Annotated in this window: 23 protein-coding genes and 1 pseudogene; 4 read left to right on the top strand and 20 right to left on the bottom strand. The window is 49.2% G+C overall.

Annotated features, from left to right (window positions below):
• Positions 1-166 precede the first annotated feature (166 nt).
• The 3 genes and pseudogenes from D328_RS0122270 to D328_RS0122260 all read left to right on the top strand — a co-directional run.
• On the top strand, positions 167-481 hold the full coding sequence (locus D328_RS0122270; RefSeq protein WP_018887265.1) for a hypothetical protein: 315 nt from the start codon (positions 167-169) through the stop codon (positions 479-481).
• Between the two features lie 151 nt (positions 482-632).
• Positions 633-1322: a helix-turn-helix domain-containing protein gene (locus tag D328_RS0122265; RefSeq protein ID WP_018887264.1), complete on the top strand. Its 690-nt coding sequence runs from the start codon at positions 633-635 to the stop codon at positions 1320-1322.
• Between the two features lie 14 nt (positions 1323-1336).
• A pseudogene (locus D328_RS0122260) lies at positions 1337-2197 on the top strand (IS3 family transposase); the annotation flags it as partial.
• 117 nt (positions 2198-2314) lie between these two features.
• Here the strand turns inward: D328_RS0122260 and D328_RS0122255 are convergent.
• From D328_RS0122255 to D328_RS0122160, 20 genes are all read right to left on the bottom strand, one after another.
• Positions 2315-2686: an ArsR/SmtB family transcription factor gene (locus D328_RS0122255; protein WP_025680746.1), complete on the bottom strand. Its 372-nt coding sequence runs from the start codon at positions 2684-2686 to the stop codon at positions 2315-2317.
• Positions 2687-2727: 41 nt separating this feature from the next.
• Positions 2728-3405 (bottom strand): deoxyribose-phosphate aldolase, encoded by a 678-nt coding sequence (gene deoC / locus D328_RS0122250; protein ID WP_018887261.1) that lies wholly within the window; start codon positions 3403-3405, stop codon positions 2728-2730.
• A 74-nt stretch (positions 3406-3479) separates the two neighbouring features.
• Positions 3480-3854: a DnaJ family domain-containing protein gene (locus tag D328_RS0122245; RefSeq protein WP_018887260.1), complete on the bottom strand. Its 375-nt coding sequence runs from the start codon at positions 3852-3854 to the stop codon at positions 3480-3482.
• 205 nt (positions 3855-4059) lie between these two features.
• Entirely contained in the window at positions 4060-4386 is a 327-nt protein-coding gene (gene cyoD / locus D328_RS0122240; protein ID WP_018887259.1) for a cytochrome o ubiquinol oxidase subunit IV, read from the bottom strand.
• 1 nt (position 4387) lies between these two features.
• Positions 4388-4993 (bottom strand): cytochrome c oxidase subunit 3, encoded by a 606-nt coding sequence (locus D328_RS0122235; protein WP_018887258.1) that lies wholly within the window; start codon positions 4991-4993, stop codon positions 4388-4390.
• Complete coding sequence (locus D328_RS0122230) at positions 4993-6969, bottom strand: cbb3-type cytochrome c oxidase subunit I (RefSeq protein WP_018887257.1); 1977 nt, start codon at positions 6967-6969, stop codon at positions 4993-4995. Before D328_RS0122230 ends, D328_RS0122235 begins: the two co-directional genes overlap by 1 nt.
• A 25-nt stretch (positions 6970-6994) precedes the next feature.
• Positions 6995-7984 carry a ubiquinol oxidase subunit II gene (gene cyoA, locus D328_RS0122225; protein ID WP_018887256.1) on the bottom strand — a complete coding sequence of 330 codons (990 nt, stop codon included), beginning with the start codon at positions 7982-7984 and terminating at the stop codon, positions 6995-6997.
• A gap of 290 nt (positions 7985-8274) precedes the next feature.
• Positions 8275-8511, bottom strand: coding sequence for a hypothetical protein (locus tag D328_RS0122220; protein ID WP_018887255.1), 237 nt, complete (start codon positions 8509-8511; stop codon positions 8275-8277).
• Between the two features lie 352 nt (positions 8512-8863).
• The gene (locus D328_RS0122215; protein WP_018887254.1) at positions 8864-10537 is read right to left on the bottom strand and encodes an ABC transporter substrate-binding protein; all 1674 of its coding nucleotides are present in this window, start codon (positions 10535-10537) and stop codon (positions 8864-8866) included.
• 48 nt (positions 10538-10585) lie between these two features.
• Complete coding sequence (locus D328_RS0122210) at positions 10586-11488, bottom strand: carbohydrate ABC transporter permease (RefSeq protein ID WP_018887253.1); 903 nt, start codon at positions 11486-11488, stop codon at positions 10586-10588.
• A 12-nt stretch (positions 11489-11500) separates the two neighbouring features.
• Entirely contained in the window at positions 11501-12475 is a 975-nt protein-coding gene (locus tag D328_RS0122205) for an ABC transporter permease (RefSeq protein WP_018887252.1), read from the bottom strand.
• Between the two features lie 347 nt (positions 12476-12822).
• Complete coding sequence (locus tag D328_RS0122200; RefSeq protein ID WP_018887251.1) at positions 12823-13932, bottom strand: DNA alkylation repair protein; 1110 nt, start codon at positions 13930-13932, stop codon at positions 12823-12825.
• Between the two features lie 78 nt (positions 13933-14010).
• Positions 14011-15621 carry a response regulator transcription factor gene (locus tag D328_RS0122195; protein ID WP_233426233.1) on the bottom strand — a complete coding sequence of 537 codons (1611 nt, stop codon included), beginning with the start codon at positions 15619-15621 and terminating at the stop codon, positions 14011-14013.
• Positions 15618-17411, bottom strand: a complete 1794-nt coding sequence (locus D328_RS0122190; RefSeq protein ID WP_018887249.1) for a cache domain-containing sensor histidine kinase — start codon at positions 17409-17411, stop codon at positions 15618-15620. Before D328_RS0122190 ends, D328_RS0122195 begins: the two co-directional genes overlap by 4 nt.
• Positions 17412-17437: 26 nt before the next feature.
• Positions 17438-18025 carry a peptide deformylase gene (gene def, locus D328_RS0122185; protein WP_018887248.1) on the bottom strand — a complete coding sequence of 196 codons (588 nt, stop codon included), beginning with the start codon at positions 18023-18025 and terminating at the stop codon, positions 17438-17440.
• A 208-nt stretch (positions 18026-18233) separates the two neighbouring features.
• Positions 18234-19208, bottom strand: a complete 975-nt coding sequence (locus D328_RS0122180) for a polysaccharide pyruvyl transferase family protein (protein WP_018887247.1) — start codon at positions 19206-19208, stop codon at positions 18234-18236.
• A complete protein-coding gene (locus tag D328_RS0122175) occupies positions 19183-20562 on the bottom strand; it encodes a lipopolysaccharide biosynthesis protein (RefSeq protein WP_018887246.1) in 1380 nt (459 codons plus the stop codon). Before D328_RS0122175 ends, D328_RS0122180 begins: the two co-directional genes overlap by 26 nt.
• Positions 20563-20605: 43 nt before the next feature.
• Positions 20606-21511: a glycosyltransferase family 2 protein gene (locus D328_RS0122170; protein WP_018887245.1), complete on the bottom strand. Its 906-nt coding sequence runs from the start codon at positions 21509-21511 to the stop codon at positions 20606-20608.
• A gap of 31 nt (positions 21512-21542) precedes the next feature.
• The gene (locus D328_RS0122165; RefSeq protein ID WP_018887244.1) at positions 21543-22496 is read right to left on the bottom strand and encodes a glycosyltransferase family 2 protein; all 954 of its coding nucleotides are present in this window, start codon (positions 22494-22496) and stop codon (positions 21543-21545) included.
• 303 nt (positions 22497-22799) lie between these two features.
• Positions 22800-23567, bottom strand: a complete 768-nt coding sequence (locus D328_RS0122160) for a DUF1836 domain-containing protein (protein ID WP_018887243.1) — start codon at positions 23565-23567, stop codon at positions 22800-22802.
• Between the two features lie 275 nt (positions 23568-23842).
• On the opposite strand from D328_RS0122160, the gene D328_RS0122155 reads away from it, so the two are divergent.
• Positions 23843-25165 (top strand): hemolysin family protein, encoded by a 1323-nt coding sequence (locus D328_RS0122155; RefSeq protein WP_018887242.1) that lies wholly within the window; start codon positions 23843-23845, stop codon positions 25163-25165.
• The last annotated feature ends 86 nt before the right edge of the window (positions 25166-25251 follow it).

Raw genomic sequence — 25251 nt, 5'->3', positions numbered from 1 at the left:
TCCAGAGCTTATAGCTTCAGGCGATTGATATCGAATGGTGCAAAATGCTAACATATGAACAATTACTGAATTCTTCAAGAAGGGCTATTCCAGACGGTGCTTATCCACTACAATTTGAAGTATAGCGATTATTTTAAATTTTAATCAAGCTACGAAAGGGGTCCCCATGAACAATAAGCTTTTTATGATGCTGCGTATGGTGCTGTTAAGCGTGTTCCTTTTGTTACCTAGCGCCCACATAGCCGCTGCCGGGTCTAGCGGAGCTGATGCTGTACCTGTAGCTAGCATCGACAATACGAGTACAACAAATTCACATGACAATGAAAACGGTAATCAAGTAGAAATGACTCCGGCTCCGACCAAGGGGTACATTGTCTTTGAAGACGAATTACCTTATACCGGCCTGATCCTTGGCTGCGTCCTGATTCTACTGATCGTCCTTGGCCGGATTGGCTTCTCGTACTGGAGCCGAAAGCGCTAATTAACACTCTCCGTTCCTCCTTCACCCCACGCTTTACAGAGCTGGAGCGCACAAAAAAACAGGCAGGATACTGAACATGTGATATGCTCCCATCATAGTAGACAGTAGAAAAAACAAAACTTCTACTTCTACTATGATGGGAGTTTTTGTAATGTCCAAGAAAAGTCCGATTTCGTACGAATTAAAGATTCAGGCTGTGCGGCGTTGTTTACGGTATGAATCAAACCCAAACCATGAGGCGAAGCAACTGGGAATCTCTCCAGATACGGTGACCGATTGGGTCAGAAAATATCAAGCAGATGGAGAAGAAGGATTAAGAAAATCCAAAGGATGGAAGGCTTACTCCAAACAACTAAAACGATCAGCTATCCAGGATGTACTTTCTGGCGAATACTCCGTACGAGCAGTGGTGAAAAAGTATCACATTTCGAGTAGAAGTGTGTTACAGAGTTGGGTTTCCAAGTATACTGGAGAGATACCCATGAAACCAACTCGTAGAGAAGAAGGACAACCCTACATGAACAAAGGACGGAAAACGACTTACGAAGAACGGATTGAAATTGCACAATACACCATCGCTCACGATCTCAATTATCAGAAAGCAATCGACAAATATGGTGTCTCTTATCAGCAGGTATACGCATGGGTTCGTAAATATAAGGCAAGTGGCCAGGAGGCTTTACAGGACCTCCGGGGCCGGAAGAAGCCGCCAGAGGAGCTAAATGAGCAGGAACGCTTAAAGCTTCGGATTAAGGAACTTGAAGCGCGTAATGAGCACTTGGAAATGGAGAATGCACTCTCAAAAAAGTTGGCAGAGATCCGGCGAAGAAACACGGACTAACCTTTGTTCGGCATGTAGACATCTACCAAGCCATTAGGGAATTACATGCCGACAAAGGATATGCGATCAGCAAGCTCTGTGAGCTAGCAGGAATCGCCCGATCTGCCTATTACAAGTGGCTAAAATGGACGCCATCCACCCGGGAACTCGAAAATCTTGCACTGGCTAAGGAAATCAAACAGCGTTATGTCAAACGAAAGGGAATACTCGGCTACCGCCAGATGCGTATGCAATTGAACCGTAAGCTGAAAAGAAGCTACAACCGTAAACGATATTACCGCATCATGCGTGCACTTGGATTAAGGTCAGTCATTCGCAAAAAGCGACTAAACTACGTGAAGGCTCCAGAACTTCATCTCGCAGAGAATGTCATGAACCGGGACTTCCAAGCGGATGCTCCAAATCAAAAGTGGTGCACCGATGTGACTGAGCTGAGGTACGGAAATGGCCGCAAGGCCTACCTGAGTGCCATGATCGACGGATATGACAACTCTATTGTTTCGTGGGTATTAAGTCCTTCCAACAACAATGAGCTTGTCATGGATACGGTAAAGAAAGCCTACCAAAGAAACCCAGGGGTCACGCCGCTGTTGCACAGTGACCGAGGCTTTCAGTATACCTCGCTTACATACAAGCAGATTCGAAAGAAATATAAGTTTACCCAAAGCATGTCTCGTGTAAGTCGGTGTCTGGATAACCAACCCATTGAACGATTCTGGGGTATCTTTAAAGCAGAACGCTTTTATCTAGAGAAGTACGATACCTATGACGATCTCCTGCACAGTGTGAGATCCTATATCCGTTATTACAATAATGATCGGTACACAGAACGACTAAACGGCTTGTCCCCGAACGAATTTCGACGAGCAGCTTAACAAAGAATAATCCCCCTTCACCGAGGGGGACTACATACAGATGTTTTTGTTTTTTTAGACTGTCTACTTGACAGGGAGCATTTCAATGTTCAGCTCCTGCCTGTTTTTTGTTGCGAATCATTTATGCGTTATGTGCTCATGTGTCTGCAAGAAGATCTGCTCGACATGATTGTCGTCCAAAGAATAGTAGACCGTCTTGCCTACTTTTCTGCGCTTCACAATACGAACGTTCCGTAAATAGCGCAACTGATGGGAAACGGCGGATTGACCCATATCCAGAATGACTGTCAGATCATGCACGCACAATTCATTTTGCGCCAGGGCATAGATGAGCTTAATGCGGGTTGGGTCACCGAGTGCCTTGAATAGCTCTGACATTTTGTAAGCTGTGTCATCTTCAATGATGGAAGACTTGATATGATCAAGCTCCTGTTCACCCGATCCATGACACGTCTGCTCACATTCCATGGCCTCTGTCTCGGAATTCATCGTCTCACCCCGTTTCTTGAGCTGCAATTCGAGCTCATTCATTAATATGCCGACTGGGACTCCTCGCCCTTCGCGATTGCAACCCCACCACTAGTTCCGATACGTGTAGCACCAGCTTCTACCATGATGCGAGCATCCTCAGCGCTACGTACACCACCAGATGCCTTCACACCTACATCAGGGCCTACAGTCTTACGCATCAAGGCGATATCTTCCTTGGTTGCTCCACCTGTAGAGAAGCCTGTGGAGGTCTTCACATAATCAGCTCCTGCTTCCACAGCCAGCTTGCATGCCCGTACCTTCTCATCGTCCGTAAGCAAGCAGGTCTCAATAATGACCTTGGTCAATGCCTTACCACGCGCAGCCTCTACGACAGCAGCGATATCACGGCGCACCAGATCATCCTCTCCGTTCTTGAGAGCTCCGATGTTAATGACCATGTCCACTTCAGTTGCACCTTTGGCAATAGCGTCACCTGTCTCAAATGCCTTCGTCTCCGATGTAGAAGCGCCCAGAGGGAAACCAATCACGGTGCATACCTTCACTTCAGGTGTGTCTTTCAGAACCTCATAGGCTGTAGCTACCCAAGTCGGGTTCACACATACCGAGGCGAACTTGAACTGCTTGGCTTCCTCGGCCAGCTTTACAATATCCTCACGGCGGGCATCCGCCTTTAATAACGTATGATCAATAATGCTGGTTAGGGATTGCTGGGTCATGGGTATTCCTCCATATAAGTAATATCTTCTCTTCGTTATCATACCAATTGCCGACGATTTTGCCAAACTGTATCCTATTCCTCTAGCCTCTTGTGCACAGCTGATTCATATTCATAGAATGCAAGCGAATTGCCAAGCCCTCTCTCCTCCAAAAGCATCCGCAATCGCAAGGATTTTTCCGTCAGCCTGCGGCTAATCCGCTCCTTCTCCCCTGCTTCACGGCAAGCATGCAGTAAGTCGTGCAGCTTGATGCATTCCTGACGAAGCTGCAGCTCCTCCGGAAGGATGCCGGCATTTTTCAAGAGCTTATACGACATGCGCAGGTCCTCCGGGACATGGGATAAATCCTCCATGACAAGAGGCTTACCTGCTCCTGGTAAATGATCAAATTCTCCCTTTGCCATAGCCTCGGTAATCTTCTGCTCCGCTAATCTGGAGAACATCCCCATAGCACGTATCAGCTCCTTTTCTCAGCCTCTCACATACTAACTATGATACACCGAACTGAAGTCTGGAGGACAGTTTTTTGTCCCTTACCTGAAGAGATAAGCCACAACTACCGCAATCAATCACAAAAAAAGTGCCCCGGACCAGTACAGTCACGGAGCACCTGAATGAAGCTGTTATGCAAGGGAAATCATCCCCGAATATGAATCAGTGAGCAACTGTGTTGTTCCCCATGATCCAGATAGAGCCGCCTACGATCGTCAGCAGAATGGTCACTCCAAGTACCAGAGTCATCACATTCCAACGAGGTCCTTGGCCATCACGGATATGCATGAAGAAGTACAGCTGTACAATGAACTGCAGCACGGCAGTTACGAAGATCACGATCAAGGTACCAAGACGATCCACCATATCGTTCATGACGATAACGAGTGGAATAATCGTCAGCACAATGGAGAGGATGAAGCCAACTACATACGACTTCACTGAACCATGACTCTCATGCTCATGGGAATCTGAATGATGCTGCGCCATCTTACATCACCCCCATCAGATAAACAACGGATAATACGAAGATCCAGACGGCATCCAAAAAGTGCCAGTAAAGGCTGAGCGTGTTGACCTTGCCCTTGGTATCCGCTGTGATGCCGCGCTTCTTCAGTTGAAGCATCAGACCAAAGAGCCAAAATGCCCCTACGGTAACGTGAAGACCATGCGTACCTACCAGCGTATAGAACGCCGTCCAGTAGGCACTCGTTGAGATCGCTGCTCCTTCATGTACCAGTTCACGGAACTCATGAATTTCAAGCCCCAGGAACGTCAGACCCAGCAGCAATGTAACTGCCAGCCAGAACAGCATTGGCTTGAGCTTGCCTTTGTTCATTTCCAGAACAGCAAGCCCGCTTGTGAAGCTACTCGTCAAGAGCACGAAGGTCGAGATAATGATACCTGTCATATTGAATAGCTCAGGTCCCGGACCACCAGCCGTATTATTCTGCAACACAATAAAGGTAGCAAAGATCGTACTGAACAGGATAACGTCCGTCACCAGGAATATCCAGAAGCCAAGCATCTTCATCTCTTGAGGATCATGATGCCCATGATCATGGCCATGATGGTTATGAGCTGCTGCTTGTGCCATTACACTGACCCCCTTATAGCCGCTTCCGTACGTTTTACCTCATCGACAGGGATATAATAATCGTTGTCGTAGGAGTAGAACGAACGTGCAATCATACAAGCTGCTACGCCGATCAGGCCCGGAATGTAGAAGAACCACCAGCCGAATACGAAGCCAAAGCCAGCAATGAACCAGAACACCGACATGATGAATGGAATTGCAGAGTTCTTCGGCATGTGAATCGGTTCGATCGGTTGTTCCTTCTTGAAGATGCCTTGCTTACGACGTTCTTTCTCTTCCCACCAGTCATCACGGTCAGTAACCTGTGGCAGTGTGGCGAAGTTATATTCAGGAGCCGGAGAAGGAATGGACCACTCAAGCGTACGAGCATCCCATGGATCTCCAGTTGTATCCTTCAGCTTGCGGTAATTCAGAATACCTACAGCAATCTGTGCAACCTGGAACAGGAAGGCAATCCCCATCAGGAAGGCACCGATTGTCGATACGAAGTTGAGCGGAGCCCAGCCTGTATCCCAGCCATAGGTGCTGATCCGGCGCGTCATACCCATCAGACCGAGTGAGTATTGCGGCAGGAAGCAGACATAGAAGCCGATGTTCCAGAACCAGAATGCCCATTTACCCAGCGTCTCCGGCAAGCAGAAGCCGAACATCTTCGGCCACCAGTAGTAAAGACCTGCGAAGTAACCGAACACCACACCACCGATCAGAGCAGAGTGGAAGTGAGCAATCAGGAAGTAGCTGTTATGGAACTGGAAGTCTGCCGGTGCAACGGCCAGCATAACCCCTGTCAGACCCGCGATGAGGAAGTTCGGAATGAACGCAATCGCCCACATCATCGGCGTCGGGAAGGTCAGCTTACCACGGTACATCGTGAACAGCCAGTTGAATACTTTAACCCCTGTCGGGATTGCTATCGCCATTGTACTTATCGCGAAGAAGGCATTGACGTCCGCCCCCGAGCCCATCGTGAAGAAGTGGTGAGCCCATGTGAAGAAGGACAATACGCTGATGATCAGCATCGCGAATACCATGGATTTGTAACCGAACAGACGCTTCTTGGAGAAGGCCGCGATGACATCAGAATAGATACCGAATGCAGGCAGAACTACGATATACACCTCAGGGTGTCCCCACATCCAGATCAAGTTGATATACATCATCGGGTTCCCGCCCATATCGAGCGTGAAGAAGTGTCCGCCAGCGAAGCGGTCGATGAACAGCATCGCCAGAGTTACCGTCAGAATCGGGAATGCAAAAATGATAATGATACAGGACGCGAATACCGACCAGGTGAACATCGGCATTTTCATCCAGGTCATGCCTGGAGCACGCATCTTGATGATCGTTACGATAAAGTTAATACCTGTTGCCAGGGAACCGATACCTGAGATCTGTATCCCCCAGATGTAGAAGTTCTGTCCGACACCAGGACTGTGTGAAAGCTCCGATAGTGGCGGATAACTCAGCCAGCCTGCATCCGGCGAACCGCCGATGACGAAGGACAGGTTGAACAGCATTGCACCCATGAAGAACAACCAGAAGCTCAGTGCGTTCAGGAATGGGTATGCAACGTCGCGCGCGCCGATCTGCAATGGCACGGCAATATTGAAGAGACCGAACATGAGTGGCATCGCCATGAACAGGATCATGATCGTACCATGTGTCGTAAATACTTGGTTGTAATGCTCAGGATGCAGGAAATCTATACCTGGCAGTGCGATCTGGGCACGCATCATGAGCGCATCCACACCACCACGGAACAGCATCAGAATACTCGCGAGGATGTACATAATCCCCACTTTTTTATGGTCAACAGTTGTTAACCAGTTTTTCCAGAGCCAGCCCCATTTTTTAAAGTACGTCAGTCCTCCTACAATCCCGATCGACGCCAGTGCGATGGTAACCATCGCTCCGTAGATCAGCGGATCGCCAGTAACGAAGAAGAACTGTGCGAACTCTTTAAGGTTCTCTAACATTGGGGGCCTCCTTTCCCATCGTCAATTAATGTCCAGAATGTGATTCACTGCTCTCGCCATGCTCAGCATTGGCATCCGGTGCAGTGCGGTATTGCGACATATCCATATCGCCCATGCTGTTAGCTCCGTGGCCTGCATGAGGGTTATGGGAGCCTTCAACTACATACTTGGTAACGATTCGGAAGAACAGGCCTTCAGGGAACTCGGAGTACGTCGTCACATTGGATACGCCAGGCTTAGCAAGCGCCTCGTAGCCTTCCTCTGTCAACGGATTCGTATCCTGCTTCACCTTCGCAACCCATTGATTGTAATCCTCTCGGGATACGGCATTCACATCGAACTTCATCTGTGCAAAGTGCTCTCCACTAAAGTTCGCACCCGAGCCATAATACGTCCCTGGCTCATCCGCCTGCAGATGCAGTACCATAGCCATCCCGGACATCGTATAGATCTGACCACCCAGCTGTGGAATCCAGAAGGAGTTCATCGGAGCATCCGAGGTCAACTCGAAGCGCACAGGCACACCCTCAGGAATCGTCAAGGTGTTCACCGTAGCGATCCCTTCCTCCGGATACATGAACAGCCACTTCCAATCCAGTGAAGTCACTTGGATGACTACTGGCTTCTCGGTCGAAGCAAGCGGCTTGGAAGGCTCCAATGCATACGTGTATCTAGCTGTAATGATGGAGATGATCAGGATGATCACGATCGGGATCCCCCACCACACGGTCTCCAGCTTGAAGCTGTCATCCCAGTGCGGCTTATATTTGGCCTTGCTGTCAGGTCTCTCGCGATAACGCCATATAATCACGAATGTCATGATCATGACTGGCAGAATGATCGCCGCTGCGAGAGCCGTCGTAATGATAATAAGCTCTTTCTGCGCTTGCCCAATGGGGCCCTTTGGATCAAACACCCAATAGCTGCCGCCGGCAAAGAAGCACGTCCAAATGATCAGCGCAACCGTGAGCACGGTCAAAACCAATGCAATAATAGCTTTTGGTTTTTTGTTCATGATGTTCCCCTCTCTTTAAAAAGTGCTCAAACTTTTCGAACTACCCTAATATTCTGTCCTTATATAAGATAGCAGAAAATCGCTCCGATTTTTGCGTTGTTAACAAATTTGTCGATATTTATTCTTGTTTTTGTGAAATAGTTCGCAAAAAAATAATTTCCTCTTGCCAAACGAGCTTGTCTTATGAAAGAAAGTCACTATGATTTTTAAAGTGAAAGCGCATGCATTTCCAACCAAAAAAATCTCCGGCTGAGTCGGAATTACGACCGGAGATTCCTTGTGATACCGATTTATCGTTTTCCCTCTTCCTGCTCCTCCTTCATACGAGCCGTGCCGAGCGACTTGCCGATCATGTAAATGAATATGCCACCAACGACGCACCCGATGCCAATCATCAGCCCCAGGTTACGATCACTGAAGAAGCCCACATTTACGACGATTAGAATAATACCGATAATACCAGCCACCCATGCCAGAATGGACATGAATGATTCCGTACCCTTCATTTGCTTCTGCTTGGTCTCCAACTTGATCCCTCCTCTACACTCTGCAGAGTGTCCTAAGGTTATTCCTTGAAGCTATCCCATGAGCCTTCACTAAGTATCCCAACTTGCGGGTCTGATCATGCATACTTGCTTGTAGCCTGCCTGATGCATGTCTTGCTTGCAGTTCGCTTATAATTGTTATTTAACCCTTCTATACATCCTCCTAAACATGACAAGCAGGACTGAAGCTACGCTCCAGTCCCCAATCCTCCTGCCTGTCTTCTATTAGGTTTATCTTAATTTGTCGTTGTCTACATCAGAATATTATTAGGTTAATTAGAACATCATATGCTAATCAGCTCATCATTGTGGAATCAGGTCATCATTATGGGAATCAGGATTCGCCGTTCCACAGCTTCACCCGGTCCTGCACCATCTTGGAATACTCCTGTTCCATCTCTATGGCTCCTGCTGCATCCACTTCCCCCAGCATGGTGTCATAGACCGCGTCAAAGTTGTCTGGCGAAGTCAGGATCGCTTCAGGTATTCTTTTGCGAATAATATCCTGTGTCTTCTCAAAGGCGACTGCATAGCTGGAGTCATTCTCCATAGTCATGTTATAGGCTGCGCCCCATGGCTTAACCGGGAACTCTTCCTTACTAGGATACAGATCCTTCCACGTGGTAGCTCCATAAGCAGCCAGCGTCTCTTTCTCTGGCTCGGAATACGATTCGATAATCTGCTCAGGGAATCGGGTCGTGTAATAGTTGCCCGTAGCATCCTTCACTCCGTCGCCATAACGGCCACTCATGAGAGAATACAGCTCAATGCCGGTGGTTCTTTTGAAATTGATCGCATTGTTCACCTTCTCGTTCAGCACATTCTCGGGAATGACACGCTTGCCATCCTCGACTACATAATGCTTGCCTTCAATCCCCCAGTTCACCAGCACCTGACCTTCATCCGATGCCAGAAAATCCAGGAATTTGATCGCACGTACAGGATCTGGGCAGGAGGTCGTAATGCCTACACCATACCCGGACAGAAATCCTGCATCCTGAAAAGAATGATCCTTATACTCCTCCGTTAACGTGACAGGGAAATGGGCATAGGAGGAATCCTCCATACCAGCCGCCTTCAGCGCATCCTCCGCATCCTGATAGCCCCACTCCGCATCAATCAGACCGAGCACTCGTCCGCTGGCAATCTTGGACTTGTATTGGTCGCTCTTCTGTACAAAGGACTCCTTATCCAGTAGACCTTCGGCGGACATATGGTTCAGCCAGCGAAAATATTCCCGTGCCTCCGGACGTTTGTAATGCAGCTTGGCCTCATACGTATTCGGGTCAATGAAATACTCTCCATCATCCGGTGCACCAGTCGTCAGGAACGCCGCATTGGTGACGGTGATCATAATTCTCCAGTCATCCGCATCGAGGGTCAGTGGAATGGTTGGTCCACCGTTCGTCGTCGGGTGCTTCTCATAATAGGTGCGCAAGACATTCTCGAAGTCCTTTACCGTCTTGACCTCAGGATAGCCCAGCTCCTTCAGGACCTTGTGCTGTATTTCGAATCCGCTCGTCGCATCGAAGGTCGTCTGGTCCACCTGACTGTAGCTAGGAATGACATAGATAGACGGGTCCTCCAGACTGTACTTCAAGCGATTCATATGCGGGCCGAACATCTTCTTCAGATTCGGGGCATGCTCCTCGATCAGATCAGTCAGATCCAGCATCGCTCCTGCGTCTACAAGCTTGCTAACCTCTGTCTTCGCCGAGATCAGATCAGGGTACTCTCCACTGGCAGCCATGAGAGACAGTCGGTCCTTACCTCCGCCACTGACCGCAAATTCGGCATTGAGCGTAACCCCCGTTCTTTTGATAATCTCTTGACCGACCTCATCCTTCATATTGTTCCATTGGGGGCTTGAGTCGGCTCCGAAGAATGTGAGCGTTATGGGTTCAGTGCCCGTATCGCCAGTCGGTGCAGAAGAACCACCCGCACAGCCAGCAAGAAGAGTTGTGGTTATGAATACAGCTCCGATCCACTTCCAGGTTTTGGTGATCATATATAGTCTCCTCCCAGTCTCTATCGTTGACTTTATCTCCTTCGTACTTCAAGACTTCACAGCACCGAGTGTCATACCCCCGACGAAATACTTTTGAAGGAACGGGTACACGAGCAGGATTGGTACGGTCACGATGATGGTAATGGACATCTTGATGGATTCGGGCGAGATCTGCGTCATTTGCCGCGCCATATCGTTGACATTGTTCATGCCTGCCCCCCCTTGCTGTGTGCTCTGCAGCACCTTCATCAGCTCGTATTGCAGCGTGGTCAAATGTGCCTTGCCCCCGTTATAGAGGTACGTATCGAACCACGCATTCCATTGACCAACAGCAAGGAACAATGCGATCGTAGCCAGCACAGGCTTGCAAAGCGGCAGAATGATCCGCCAGTATATGGTGAAATCATTTGCTCCGTCCAGCTTGGCTGATTCCTGCAGGGCATAGGGCAGGCCATCAATGAAGGAACGAATGACAAATACGTTAAAGGCACTGACCATTCCGGGGAAAATGTACACCCAAAAGGTGCCGATCAGCCCCAGATCACGCATCAGAATATATACCGGGATCAGACCACCTGTGAAATACATCGTTAATGCGAGGAAGACGGAGATGAATCTTCTGCCTTGAAAGTCAATCCGGCTTAGCGTATAAGCCAGCATGGATGAGCTGAATAGCCCGAGCAGCGTACCGGATATCGTTCTCAACACCGATATATAAAGACCTTGCAGCAGGCCTTCATACTGGAAGATCGTGGAGTAATTCTGGAGTGTGAACTCACGCGGCCAGATATAGATTCCTCCACGTACGGTGTCTGTAGAATCATTCAGCGAGATGGCGAGCACGTTCAGAAAGGGGTACAGCGTTACGACGACTACCAGACACATGAATGCCGTGTTCAGAATATCAAAGAGCTTCTCGGAACGAGTGGCGTTGAAAGCACGGTTCGTCATCACATTTACCTCCTACATAATGCTTTCTTTGGTATATTTCTTGAACAGACCATTGGCAACGAACAGCAGCGTAATGCTGACGAGCGAGTTGAAGATCCCAATCGCCGTTCCGTAAGAGAATCGTCCCATGTTCAGACCGTAATTCAACGCATACAGGTCAAGGACCTCGGAATAATCGGTGACCAGACTGTTGCCGAGGAGGAACTGCTTCTCAAAGCCTATACTGATCAGATGTCCAATGGACATAATGAAAAGCACCGCTATCGTCGTACGGATGCCTGGCAGGGTTATATGCCAGATTTGCCGAATACGACTGGCCCCATCCACACGGGCCGCCTCATATTGCTCCTGATCAATACCTGCGATAGCAGCCAGATAGATAATCGTATTCCAGCCTGTCTCCTTCCATAGATCTGCTCCCGTCACGATGTACCAGAACCAGCTGCCCTTGGCCATGAACGTCACAGGCTCATCCACAATATGCAAGGCGAGAAGCAGATCATTCACGACCCCGCCGTCAATGGATAGCATCTTGGTCACAATCCCAGCAACTACAACCCAGGATACGAAGTGGGGAAGATATGAAACCGTTTGCACAAAACGCTTGAAAATCATGCCGCGTAGCTCATTCAGCAACACTGCAAACAGAATCGGAATCGTAAAGCCGAATATAATCCCCATAGAGCTCATCGCAAGGGTATTGCGTAGTACCAGGTAAAAACGTTCATCCTGGAACAGCTCTACAAAGTGCTTGAAGCCCACCCATTCCTGCTGAAAAAACGATCTGGCTGGCTTGTAATTCTGAAAAGCCATCGTCCAGCCCCAGAGCGGTAAATAGCTGAATACAAACACCCAGATCACAAATGGAATGGACATAAAGTAAAGATACTTCTGCTTGCGTGCTGTCTTCCAGAACCCCGTCTTGCGGGCATTCAGAAGGAGAGATGCATCCGAACGTCCAGAAGACTTTTTTGGTAGCGTTTCCATTTAAATCCCTCCCAGGTATGCTGTTTCTTTAATCATACTTTGGGAGAGTTTGGCATCATACCCAAGGGATTGGCGGGAATTTCAGGTCAAAATTAGTGATTGCCACTATGCATTGCTCCCTGCTGCATGAGCAACGCAAAAAAGACCAACTGCATACAACAGTTGGCCTATAATGTCCTACCTTATTTTATGATGCTGCTATCATACGATGCTACTCTCTATGATACTACTATTTTATGATGTTAGTTTATGATGTTAATTTAGGATGTAACTATCCTATGATGCGAATTACATTCTATTACTCTATCCATATCATATGATTCTATTCCATTATACGATTATAATTACTATACTAATGGTTCTAATACCACTTCTGTCTCTGCCAGGGTTACTCCGTTTGCAAGCAGCGAAATCCTGTGAGCACCCGGATAATGCTTGCGGGTCGTGAGATCAGCCCAGCGATGCGTACGTGTCCGCTGGAAGGTCTCAGCTTGTGAAAATATATGGTCTACCAGCAGGAACTTCTTGCGGGAGGACTTTCCATTTGCCTTCACAAAATCAATGGCATATTCGATTCGAACCCGCTCTGTCATCGGCTCCGTAATCGTCAACTGCCAGCTGAGCACCGTGGATTCACCCATAGTTACGCGGGCTGGATCAGAATCAATCCGTGCATGCTGAAGCCGTGACGGAGACTGGCTTAGATCCGCATATTCGAACAAGGCATAGGCTTCTGCGCGCTCTGTGCGCAACAGCCCTCTACAGCCGTGCCGAACAATCCAGTCGGTGCCCGGATGCTGCCCGCGCCACCGATTGGCCAGCTCTAGCACGAGCTGAGGATGATCCTTGGAAATATCGTTCAGATTATTCGCCACACTTTTTCTCACATACAGAGACGGATCTTCCTTTAATAGCTCCAGCACCTGAAGTACAGGCAGCGGGTCCTCACGGAACATGGGTAGCACTTGTCCCCAAGGTAATCTGGGACGGCAGCCTTCGCTAGCCAGTCTTCGGACATGCTCGTTATCACTCCTTGCCCAGCGCTGCATCTGCTCCATCATTCGCTCTGGATGCTGAAGCAGGAATGGCCGCACTGCAAATTCGGACGAGGAGCCCTTGGTAAAGTGCTCCAAAGCCTGCATCGACAGATCCCAGTCTTCCTCCTGCTGGCCGTACACCTCTACAAAATCAGGAAACAGCACAAACAGTCCCTTTTGTCGATCATTCCCCAGACTTATGAGGAGCTGGACTGCCTCACTATAATCAGCAGGCAAATGCTGCCCCAATGCCCGAGTTATATGGCGAATACGCTCTTTAAGTGCAAGTGACTCCCACGTATCATCGAATATTTGCTTCATGAAGCTTGCCGTCTGGAAAGGAGCATATACCTCCTTCAGGTGCGCTGCTAATTGCTCCAGCACTACTGGATTGTACATATCTCTTAATGGTTCAGCCATTTCATCACCCCTATGCATTGTAATGCACTATACTTGACAGCTATATGTCATCTTTATGAATGAACAGGAATGATTAAGCTACTTCGCCCCACTAGCCCGATAGCTTGATGGAGAGCAGCCAACGTATTTCTTGAATTTGGCATGAAAATAGTCAGCATTGGCATAGCCAATCTCGACCGCCACCTGATGCACCTTCTTCCCTTCCAGTAAAAGCCGCTTGGCCTGCTCGATTCGAACCTTGTCCAGATAGACATTGAATGACTCACCCGTATGGCTCTTGAACAGCTTCCCCAGATAGCCGCTATTGTAACTGAATGTCTCAGCGAGCAGCTCCAGCTTCAGATTCTCATGGTAATGAGCCTGAATGAAGTCGGTCATCCGCTTCATGGCTCCCTCACGGGTATCATCATGCAGCCGATCGGCGATATCACTTAGCTGCTCATAAGCATGGTCCAGTAGAGACTGGAGCGTCTTTCGGGCATAAACTTCCGTGATCACGCCGGAATAATCACGAAATAACCGTTCATGTCGACCCGTGAACAGCTTATTTAACACCAGGGTAAAGGAATGGGCACAGGCATCCTTGAGCACCTGTTCAGATAGGGAGCAGCGTATAAGCTCCTCCCTTAATTCTTTCAGTATGCCCTTTACTGCCTCTTTATTGGCTACCTCCACCGCATAATAGAGCCGCTCGCCATACGGCTGCAGCTGCTCCATAGAGATGGTCGTATCTCCCTGCAGCTCCAGATCATATTCAGGCGCATCGCTAGATAGCAACACACGGTTGCCACCAAGTGCAAAGCGGACCTCAAGCAGGCGCAAGGCACGCAGGTAAGATTGGTGTATATGTTGCATCTCGGCCACGACAGGACCTGCAACAGCATAAGGGGACAACGCCAGCGGCTGAAATACCCGTTCCAGCTTTTCCTGCATCCAGGCAGCTTGATGTCTCCCTGTCAAGGGCTGCTGCAGCAGCAAGCCTAGCCCACCCGCCAATATGAATGATACCGTATCTCCTTCCAGCGCAAATCCCTCATCAAGCCTCTGCTTCAGGGCTGTTAACGGCAGATGGCTATCTGCTGATGCTGAAGTCCATCCAAGCAGAAGCACCTGATAAGCCGACCAATCTCTCAGTCCAGTCGGGATTGGGATTGTCTGCATAGGCTCTTGCAGATGCTCCTTTACGATCTCCCATGTGCCAAGCAGCAGGGATTCCATGATCCTTTCAAGCGTTGCCTCCTGCTGCTCCTGTCCCGTGTGATGCCATGTATGCTGCTGGTGCTGCTCGGCGGTAATAAGCTTATGAATTCGCTTCAGCTCGCTCATCATCTCTTCCTCATCCACTGGCTTAAGCAGATAGCCATCCACACCATAGGCAATTGCCTGGCGCGCATACTCGAAGTCAGCATAGCCAGTTAACAACAACACGTGGGGGGATATAGGATGAGACGATGTGTCTGCTGAGTACTGATCCCTGATTGTGCGAATGACCTCCAATCCACTCATACCAGGCATTCGAATGTCCATAATAACAAGCCTCGGCGCAAGCTTCTCCAGCTTCTCCAGCGCTTCCCGTCCGTTACCCGCCGTATCTGCCACCTGAAAGCCACAGGCTTCCCAATCAATCAGGGTCGTCAATCCTTCCCGAATGGCAGGCTCATCGTCTACAATCAGCACTCTATACATCATTCATCCTCCTCCACTGGTATTAAGAATCGGACTATTGTGCCTTCCCCTTCCCTGGCCTGTACCTGCAACCCGTAAGCTTCACCGTACATCAGCCGCAGTCGGTGATGTACATTTCGCATGCCGATGCCGCTATTGTCCTCCTCCAAGCGCTGCAGATGTTGCTCCAGCTGTCGCAACCGTTCCTGAGACATGCCACTCCCGTTATCCTTGACCTCGACCTTTACAAGCCTATTAGCCTCTTCCAGAGTAGCGGATACCTGCACAGTAACGGCATCCTCCATGTTCTCCAGACCATGGATTACAGCATTCTCCACCAAGGGCTGAATGAGCAGTGGAGGAATTCGAACGCTCTCGATTCCGGGTTCGCACAGCACCTCAGGCCGTAGTCTGTCACCATATCGGAAGTGCTGAATATCCAGATAGGAGCGAACCATGTCCAGCTCCTCTTGAATCGTCGTATAGCCGCTACCGATCTCTAGCTTGCGTCGCATGAGAGTACCAAGTAGCTTAATGACATGGGCAATCTCCTTCTCACCTTTCATATGTGCCTTCATGCGTAGAGATTCGAGCGTATTAAATAGAAAATGCGGATTAATTTGACTAGCCAGCATCTTCAGCTTGATATCCCTCTGTGCCAATTCTAGGCGGGCATTCTGCTCGCTGGTCTCATAGACCTCCACCATCAGCTGCTGGATGCTAGCTACCATTGTGTTGAACTTTCGTGACAAATCACCAATCTCATCCTTCCCCTCGACACGGGATACAACCGTCAGATTGCCCCCAGCTACATCATGCAGCTCGCTGCTCAGCAGATGCAAACGTCTTGTAATTAGAAAGGAAATCAGCATAACCAGCAGTAAACCCGCCAATAGAACCGTCACAACACAGATCGTACCTAGCAAAATGACACGATTTGCCTCGCGGACGATGCTCTCATTCGAGAATATGGAGATGAAGGTTAGACCATTCTTGCTACCACGTGGAATCAGTTCATCTACAATAATATGGGAGGATTGTCCCTGCAGCTCTGCCTTGTAAATGCCTTTTTTTAGTTCAGGCAGCTCAGCGCCAACCGTATGTCGACTCACCTTGGTTCCGACCATGGCTGGATCTTTGGAAGCTACGATAATTCCCTGTTGGTCAATGATCATCGTATTGAAGGGTTCTATGCTTAACATATTGTTCAGCTCATTCCGGTTGATTCCGACCACAAGCACTCCCCTGCTCCGATATTCAGGAAATGGAATCTGGCGGACAAGGCTCAGTCCGGATATGGGATTATTAACAGAATCGCGCACATAGAGCCAATGCACACTCGTGCCCTGCATCGCAGACTGAAACCATGACTCATGCATTTGGCTTGACTGAACGGGGATGAACTCCGTATTGTTGACGAGCGTTGGATTAAAGGAGTAGAAGCGGATATTCTCAATCTCCCGATACTGATCTCGATAGGTCTGGAATTCATGAAAATCATTATAGGCTGTTGTAAGCTCCAACATGCCGCTGTACCGTTTGTTCACTATACCGGCGAAAACCTTATCGAACATCAGTCGGTTCGAGATATCCAGCGGCACTCTAAGTAAATTATCTGTCTGATTCTTGAGCTTGTTGACATTGTTGACGGTCTGGGCGATCGCCGATTCCAGGGCTTGCTCACGCAAATGATAAATGACGGTCCCCCCTACCAGTAGCACGGGTAGCATGACCACGAATACGTAAGAGAATAAGAGCTTGTTGCGAAGACGAACATTGTTAATAAAACGAAGTAGTCTGGCTGACAAAACCATACAAGCCCTCCCCTCCTATCAAGCGCTTACATGATAATAGGCCGGACACTCACATGATCAGGCAATTGGAATGGATTCGGTAGAGAGATGTGATCGTAGAACAGAACACCGTCCAGGTGATCCAGCTCATGCTGCACAACAATACTAGTGTAATCGTGGAATGTGTACTCATTTACCGTGCCCCATGCATCCGCGGCCTGAACCTTTACCCACTCATAGCGCGGCACGAAGCCCGGAACATATCGATCAACCGACAAGCAGCCTTCACCGGCCGCCAGGAATATCATTGTATCGGAATGACTGATCAGAACAGGATTGTACAGCTCGTATTCCACTTGAAGCTCTGGCTTCTGAATGCAGATTACGCACATGCGCTTATCTAAGCCGATCTGATTGGCAGACATACCTACGCCCGCTCGCAGCTCGTATCGCGAGGCTACGTTAGGGTCTTGGCTGTTCTTCAGGTATTCCATCATAAGCTGCATGTAATGTCTGTCTTCTTCGCCCGGAGGTGACGACACCGCTACAGCACGTCTATGCAATGCTGGAGCACCTTCTCGAATAATATCCTTCATCAGCAACAACGGAGGGGCTAATGGCTTGATTATGGACATGGACAGCCTCAACTTTCTTATTCAGCATCTTGAGCTAATGCGATTCTTGTCACGATATCCGCATCAGTTCATTACATGTACGATTATAGCGAGGACAGCCGTTTACTGTCAAAAAAATGTATTTATTGGCGGATATAGAAGAATAATTAATACCAAAAAAACATGGACGACCCTATGAGGCTAGGGCCACCCATGCTCGTGCTGATATCTATAAGAGTTGCTCCACCGGAGCTGACTCTTCACTGTACAGCTTGGCCTTGGTATTTCCCGTCGACCAGGTCTGGAAATACAGCGAATTCTTCCCGTAAGAATTATCAATTACAATATGCGGGATGTCCAAGAGGCATGCAAGAATATGTCCATGCAAACGGGAGGTACGTACTTCACGGTAGGAGCTGAACAGATCCACGGCCTTACTCATTAGATGGTCTGTATACTTATACCAGAATACCCGTGTGGGAAGCGGGCCGCCGATCTTTTTGTCGAGACGGTAAAATTTCTGGAAATATTCTATGCCACGAATCTCGAACGGTGTGAACAAGGTATCCCAATCCCGACGATGATCCGCATCTGCTTCACGATCGAACTGCTGCTGATCCTTCACCGTCTCAATATCATTGCGCAGGAAATAGAGCACCTCCTGCTGTGGAGCAGAAGTCGTCTTGAGCGGCCATAATTGATGCGCCATATCCGGACACATCTGGATATCGCAGTTGTTGAATTTCTCAGAGGCATAGGCGTAAGAACGTGTGTCCCTTACAAAGATGTGCATATCGGGATGACTGTTGAACAACGCCGCCGCTTCATTGGCCTTGGCCTCACTCTGGAAGTGGATCGTCTGCGGCATGACTACAATCCGATGCGTTGGAAAGTCACGCACGACCTTCTCTCTGAGATTCTGGTGATTCAGATACAAGTCCCCGAAGTTCCCCCCCCCGTGACAGACGATAATCCAGTCCTTCGGGACATTCAGCTTATCGGGAAAATCCATGGCACTATATCGGGCACGGACACGAATGCCATTTGCCTTGAAGAACGCCTCCGTTCCCTTCATGATCAGCACGTCTCCACCGTTGTTATACACCGGGTAGTCTACATAAGCAATGTTTGAGCCTGGCGGGACCACCTTCAGGATCATCTTCAGCTTGTTCTTGAGCTCATCCATTGGATGCAAGTTTGCCATCGTTCAGTTCTCCCTTCTTGCGCTTCTTGTGTATCATTTCCATAAGGAAAGTAAAATCGTGTCTGTCGAATATGATTCGCCGGAGCGGAACCCCAAAAAATACAGGGAATGAAAAAACGGAAAAGACAAGTCTGACACAGGCCCCGGACAACAGAGCAAGCGCAATGCCCTCCAGCCCTAACAGAGGGGTGAATACGAAGAACAGAACTACGGTAATCGCATAAGCGACGATTTGCCGAATCAGCACAAGCCCTGGGCGACCAAGCGCGTTGAAGGCTGAAGCCAGAATCCATGAGCCGCCTCCGACTATGCATTCCAGGGACAACAGATAGAAGGTCGTAGAGGCCTCCAAAAATGACGATCCGTAGAGCAGCCCCAGCATATATCGACCAACAAAGAGACTGGGGACAATTACGATCAGCATAAGCGCCATGGAGATGCGGAACGCACGCCCCACCGTCTCGATAATCTTCTGCTGTGCCATGCCCGTTACCTTGGGGAAGGTAACGTTGGTAACCGCGTTCTGCACGACATTGAAGACACGAGAGAGCGCGTAGACGACGGAGTATAACCCGAAGTCACGTGGGGACAGCAGAGCCACAATGACAATCTTATCCGTCTGGGTGGACAAGGTGCCCATCAGCTCCATACCGTACACTCTGGCTCCGTAATTGTAATAAGGACGCATGACTTTGCGGTCCATGAAGTGCTTGAAAGAGCGAAGCTTGAGTGACCCACCTAATTGATACAGCGCCCATAGCAGGGCCGCGATGCTAGCCACGAGGTTGATGGCTGCTGCAATCTGCACCGTCAAGAGCCCCATCAGCCAGACGACAACCAGACCAACGAAGTTAACAAATGGATACAGGAATAGCAATCCGTTATAAACCTTGAATTTCTCAAGGCTTTGAGAGAGCGCCGTTGTAAGAGCCGTAAGTACCGCTGCCGGTATGGCAGCTATGGCATATAGCTGTGCCAGTTGAATGATCTCTGGTCCATATCCATTCAGCCACATCGGCATGAAGAGCCAAGCAATGGCCGCTGAGAGTAGACTGGCTGGTAATTGGATCAAGAGCGATAGGCCGATCAGGTCCTCTGTATTGCCCGTCTTGTTCTTCACGTTGTAGATCAGCGAGGTCGGCAGTCCGAAGCTGAGCACACTCCCGATGAGCACCGGCCAGAAGATCACCGCGGCCAGCTCTCCTTTTCCCTCTACACCCAGCATGCGTGCAGTCAGGATCGAGGTCAGAGTCGTGACGATGAGCACAAAAAAATTGTTAAAGCTCGTTCGCATGATGGTCTTGGCGAGCCCTTCACCTGAGAAGAACTGCTTCGCTGATGTCCATGCGCTCATTCACTCCACCTCCTTCTGACGCCACTATACCATTCGAATGCATTCAACCAAGCGCCTCCCTGGAGAACATGGACTTGAGTGCCTTGGCATATCCACGAATGGCCGAATTATTCTTCTTGGGTCTTTCTCGTAATATAAAATACAGTGTAGTCCAGCACAGTGCTGCATAAGGCACCACTCCTGCGCGCTCATCCCGCAGCAGATGCACATGATTCATAACTCTCATATACGCTACATGCTCCATGTTATCCCTTGAGGACGGGGACTCATGGTGCTGAAGCTTCAGCACCGGATTGATCAACAATGGCCCGTGCATCCGTGCGATCCGTGACAGCAACAGGTCCTCACCAACACTATAACTCTGCAGCCAACTGACAGGCTTGATCGAACGAATGGCCTCCCGTCGGAACGACATGTTACAGCCGTGAAAGAACTCAGACTTGAAGGTACGACGTGCTCTGTGCCAGTTGTACATGGAGCCAGACTGGCCACTTAACGACAGCCGCCCCATAAAAGGAGACTGCTGGAAGGATAGCAAGCAACGAAGCGTACCCATCAGGCTGTTCCTCATCCCAAGCGCGATACCGCCTACACCTGCAGCATCGGGGTTCTCGCGGTAAGTCCTCATGAGATTGTCAATGTAATCCACAGGCAGCTCAACATCATCATCGAGGAACAGAATGATATCGCCGGCTGCGATCTCAACCGTCTTGACCCGGGACAGCCACAGTCCGGGCTGATCCTTCCTGTAGTAACGAAAGGAAAAGCCTGCCCGCTCCAATCCCTCATTCATCTCAGCTCTTAGCTTGGGGCATAGATCTCCATCATCCACCACCAGCACCTCGGCTTGAAGAGAGGGCTCCGTCATTCGGCTAGCTGCTATGGAAGCGGCACAGCGGGCCAGATCCTCCTCCCGGTTACGCGTGCATATAGCAATCGTCAAATCCATCCGTGCTCCTCCTCTCATCTGCCATGATTCGTCATGCCTTCTCCGGCGATAACCGGGCATTCATATATTCCTTATACGATTCTTTGCGGGGATTCAGGACGAACAGCATTCCTGCTGCGTAGCCCTTCACGGCATTAAAATTGCGCTTCAGGGATTCCTTCCCCATGAGATACGTTAGCGTCCAGAGCAAGGCCACATAATGCCTCATGCCTGCCTGCTTCAGGTTCAGGAAATAATAATGATTCACTGCCGTTGCCTTAGCGACGCGTCCCGCATTATCCCGGGAACGAGGCGATTCATGATGCAGGATCTGAAGGCTGGGATCGATGATTAGCGTGCCGTACTGGCTCGCCAGATGGCACATATACAGGTCGTCTGCCACAGCATAGCTTGTCATCCACGGATACGGCAGCATATCCTTCAGTGCTTTGCGACGGAATGACATGTTGCAGCCATGGAAAAATTCAGTTCGAAATGGCTGCTCCGCCTCATGCCACCGCAGCAGTGAGCCGGCCAGCCCGCTTACTGACAATCTGCCAAGAGATGCTGACATTTGGAATGTCAAAATACCGAGCAGCTTCCCGGCCCGGCTCGTACTCAACCCCTTGGCGATGCCTCCCACACCTACAATCCGTTCATCCTGGTGATAGGTATCCAACAGCCGCCGGATATATAGCGGATCATCTAGCTCCGCATCGTCATCAAAATACAGCACAATATCGTATTGAACCATGGACAGGGCCTCATAGCGAGACAGCCACACTCCTGGCTTCGATTTCTTATAATAGACTACACGACTGCCAGACAGCCGGGAGAGCAGGCTTCTAAATTCACCAAGCACCTCTTCCGGAATGTTTCCGTCGTCCACAATAAGCAGTTCAACCGCATCTCCCACCAGCTTCTGCTGAACGGAAATGGATCGAATCAGGCGTGTCAGATCTTCAATCCGATTACGGGTGCATATAATGATGGACAATTCAGACATGCTCCATTCCCTCCTGCCTCATTCTTCCAATTGCTGGTTCTTAATAACTCAATTGTAGCTGTGTGTACAAAAGACTGTACATACCACTTTCGTATACTTTTTACATGGGTCAATATGAGCAAACACCTTATGGAATAAGACATCTCAGGGTATCGAAAAGCAAGACCAGGCGGTATGCGTAGGAAATTCCGGGGGATAAGCTCTATCTATAAATCAGGTACTTCGGCATAAAAAAGAAGCGTAAGCTACCGATGCTTAACGCTTCTATACACGCTGTGGTTCCATTCGCAGAAGGGAATCATTTCAATAATCCAAAAACAGGGTTGCGTTCACATATCGACGGGCCATGGACAAAAAATAAGAGTTCTGCACTGATACGACGGCCACCAGCAAAGTGTTGCACAGCGCCTCACGCTGAGCTGGTTGGAGATGCCCCAGATTCTCCGTGTACTTGGCAGCTACTCGGAGCAGCATATCCTCGGTCAATACTCCACCCAAGCCGCCCGCAGCGGCTCCCGATGGAATATCGAACATTCCGTCCTCGTTCGCATCCAGCTCCTCGAACATAGACGCATAGGCTGCATACAGCTCCACAGGCTGCATCAGATCATCCGCATCATCGTCAGGCTGGCCGAACAGCAGTTGGAACAATCTACGGATGGATTCAAAATCAAGACTGGACTTGAGATCCTCAATAATCAACAGCAACGCTGCTTGATTCACCGAGTATTTCTTGCCAATTTTGGGAGCACCCAAAAATTCGCGAAAGTCACGCTTGACCCAGTTCTGCATCGAGGCAAGCGAGACGTGGCTATATTCCACCAGCTGTGCGAGGGAAGCGATCTCCTGGAGAGAGAAGGCTCCGTGTTTTTTTCCTTTGATAATCTTGTCCAGTACCGGATGGATCTCGGTGCTTACAAACGTAGGCAGCGCCCTGCCAGAACCAAGCTTGTCCGCATGACTTTTTCTCCAGGCTGCCTGAAGTACAGTCAGGGGCGGTTGCTCTCGACGGTGATCCAGAGCAAGCAGTAAATGCGCCATATCTCGGCGTGTCAGGGTAAAAGATTCCATAGTCCTTCCTCCTTTCAGAGCTCAGCTATCAACGAAGCAAGCTGTCATTTGAAGTTCATGCGAACCCATCATACGCCCCCGGAAGTGTCCTTGTAAAGGGGAGATACAAAAGAGCGCTACGGAACGAGTGAGCCCCATTCTTCCTTCTTTTCCGCCTAATTCGGCCCTTAGAAGGTTAATAGCTTTCTTTTTGACAGTTGTCATATTGATTTTAAGTTCTTACAATAAGTTCATATGAACTTAAATATATATGAAAAGGAATGAGTAAAAATCATATGGACATAGGTGTCAGTCTATTCTTATTTGCGCTATTGATTATATTGAGCGGATTTTTTGTAGCTACGGAGTTCGCAATCATCAAGGTCCGTTCCAGCCGGGTAGACCAATTGGTGGTTGAGGGACGCAAAAATGCGTTAGCACTTCAGCGGGTCGTTAGCAATCTGGATGGCTATCTGTCCGCCTGTCAGCTCGGTATTACGATCACAGCGCTGGGACTTGGCTGGCTCGGTGAACCGACCGTGGTCAAACTGCTGGAGCCCTTGTTCCTCAGTCTGCACATTAACGACGAATTAGGTCACGTTCTTGCTTTTGTCATTTCTTTCATTCTCGTTACTTACCTGCACGTCGTTATTGGTGAATTGGCACCGAAGACGCTGGCCATTCGCAAGGCAGAGAGCGTCAGCCTGCTGACCTCGCAGCCAATCATTTGGTTCAACCGGATTATGTATCCTTTCATCTGGCTCTTAAATGGTTCGGCTAACCGTCTTGTGCGTCTCTTCGGACTACAGCCAGCTTCCGAGCATGAAGAAGCTCACTCCCAGGAGGAGATTCAGATCATTCTGTCCGAGAGTGTGGAGAGTGGCAAGATCAACAATACAGAATACGGATATGTGAATCGTATCTTTGCTTTTGACGAGACCGTTGCCAAAGAAATCATGGTTCCTCGTACGGACATGGTCGTTCTGTATACGACCCGTTCGCTTCAGGAGAACATGCAGACGATACAGGAAGAACAATATACCCGTTTTCCAGTCGCTACGGATAGTAAAGACCAGATCATCGGGATGATTAATACGAAGCAGCTGTTCCTGGAGCACAACAAGAATCCCGAGGTGGACTTCAACTCTCTGATTCAGCCCATTTTGACGGTGCCTGAGGTCATTCCGGTCAATGACCTGCTCAAGCGCATGCAGAAGCAGCAGGTGCACATCGCCTTGCTGGTAGATGAATATGGCGGTACCTCGGGACTGATTACTATTGAGGACATCATCGAGGAGATCGTCGGCGAGATTCGGGATGAATTTGATACAGATGAACGTAGGGAAGTTGAGCCATTGTCGGAGAACAGCTACCTCGTGGATGGCAAGGTGATCCTGTCCGATCTGAGCGACCTGACGGGGCTGGATCTGGAGGATGAAGAAGTGGATACTGTAGGTGGCTGGGTATACAGCCGTGTGCCTGAGCCAAGAATAGGTAAAGAGTTCACTGAAGATCATGTCCGGGTCATCATTCGTGAGATGGGCAAAAACCGGGTACGTCGCGTCGAGATTATTATTGAGAAGGCTGAGGAAGCAGCAGAGGAGCAGCCTACAGACTAAACATTTCTTGGTGTCATGCGGTTCTTGACGCCTGGTCCTGTACACCTCCAGATTGTGGACTTTACTTCCACTCCTACAACTGTATA

The organism is Paenibacillus massiliensis 2301065 = DSM 16942 (genome assembly GCF_000377505.1).
In the GTDB taxonomy this organism is placed as follows: Bacteria; Bacillota; Bacilli; order Paenibacillales; family Paenibacillaceae; genus Paenibacillus; species Paenibacillus massiliensis.
This window is presented reverse-complemented; position numbering and strand designations above follow the sequence as displayed.

Coding starts and splice junctions, on each gene's coding strand:
- D328_RS0122210 (WP_018887253.1), bottom strand. CDS start 11,488: ATGACGAACCGTGCTTTCAACGCCACTCGTTCCGAGAAGCTCTTTGAT.
- D328_RS0122200 (WP_018887251.1), bottom strand. CDS start 13,932: ATGGCTGAACCATTAAGAGATATGTACAATCCAGTAGTGCTGGAGCAA.
- D328_RS0122265 (WP_018887264.1), top strand. CDS start 633: ATGTCCAAGAAAAGTCCGATTTCGTACGAATTAAAGATTCAGGCTGTG.
- D328_RS0122155 (WP_018887242.1), top strand. CDS start 23,843: ATGGACATAGGTGTCAGTCTATTCTTATTTGCGCTATTGATTATATTG.
- D328_RS0122160 (WP_018887243.1), bottom strand. CDS start 23,567: ATGGAATCTTTTACCCTGACACGCCGAGATATGGCGCATTTACTGCTT.
- D328_RS0122180 (WP_018887247.1), bottom strand. CDS start 19,208: ATGGCAAACTTGCATCCAATGGATGAGCTCAAGAACAAGCTGAAGATG.
- D328_RS0122215 (WP_018887254.1), bottom strand. CDS start 10,537: ATGATCACCAAAACCTGGAAGTGGATCGGAGCTGTATTCATAACCACA.
- D328_RS0122170 (WP_018887245.1), bottom strand. CDS start 21,511: ATGGATTTGACGATTGCTATATGCACGCGTAACCGGGAGGAGGATCTG.
- D328_RS0122205 (WP_018887252.1), bottom strand. CDS start 12,475: ATGGAAACGCTACCAAAAAAGTCTTCTGGACGTTCGGATGCATCTCTC.
- cyoD (WP_018887259.1), bottom strand. CDS start 4,386: ATGGCGCAGCATCATTCAGATTCCCATGAGCATGAGAGTCATGGTTCA.
- D328_RS0122190 (WP_018887249.1), bottom strand. CDS start 17,411: ATGGTTTTGTCAGCCAGACTACTTCGTTTTATTAACAATGTTCGTCTT.
- D328_RS0122195 (WP_233426233.1), bottom strand. CDS start 15,621: ATGATGTATAGAGTGCTGATTGTAGACGATGAGCCTGCCATTCGGGAA.
- D328_RS0122230 (WP_018887257.1), bottom strand. CDS start 6,969: ATGTTAGAGAACCTTAAAGAGTTCGCACAGTTCTTCTTCGTTACTGGC.
- D328_RS0122235 (WP_018887258.1), bottom strand. CDS start 4,993: ATGGCACAAGCAGCAGCTCATAACCATCATGGCCATGATCATGGGCAT.
- D328_RS0122175 (WP_018887246.1), bottom strand. CDS start 20,562: ATGAGCGCATGGACATCAGCGAAGCAGTTCTTCTCAGGTGAAGGGCTC.
- D328_RS0122270 (WP_018887265.1), top strand. CDS start 167: ATGAACAATAAGCTTTTTATGATGCTGCGTATGGTGCTGTTAAGCGTG.
- cyoA (WP_018887256.1), bottom strand. CDS start 7,984: ATGAACAAAAAACCAAAAGCTATTATTGCATTGGTTTTGACCGTGCTC.
- D328_RS0122245 (WP_018887260.1), bottom strand. CDS start 3,854: ATGGGGATGTTCTCCAGATTAGCGGAGCAGAAGATTACCGAGGCTATG.
- deoC (WP_018887261.1), bottom strand. CDS start 3,405: ATGACCCAGCAATCCCTAACCAGCATTATTGATCATACGTTATTAAAG.
- def (WP_018887248.1), bottom strand. CDS start 18,025: ATGTCCATAATCAAGCCATTAGCCCCTCCGTTGTTGCTGATGAAGGAT.
- D328_RS0122255 (WP_025680746.1), bottom strand. CDS start 2,686: ATGAATTCCGAGACAGAGGCCATGGAATGTGAGCAGACGTGTCATGGA.
- D328_RS0122165 (WP_018887244.1), bottom strand. CDS start 22,496: ATGTCTGAATTGTCCATCATTATATGCACCCGTAATCGGATTGAAGAT.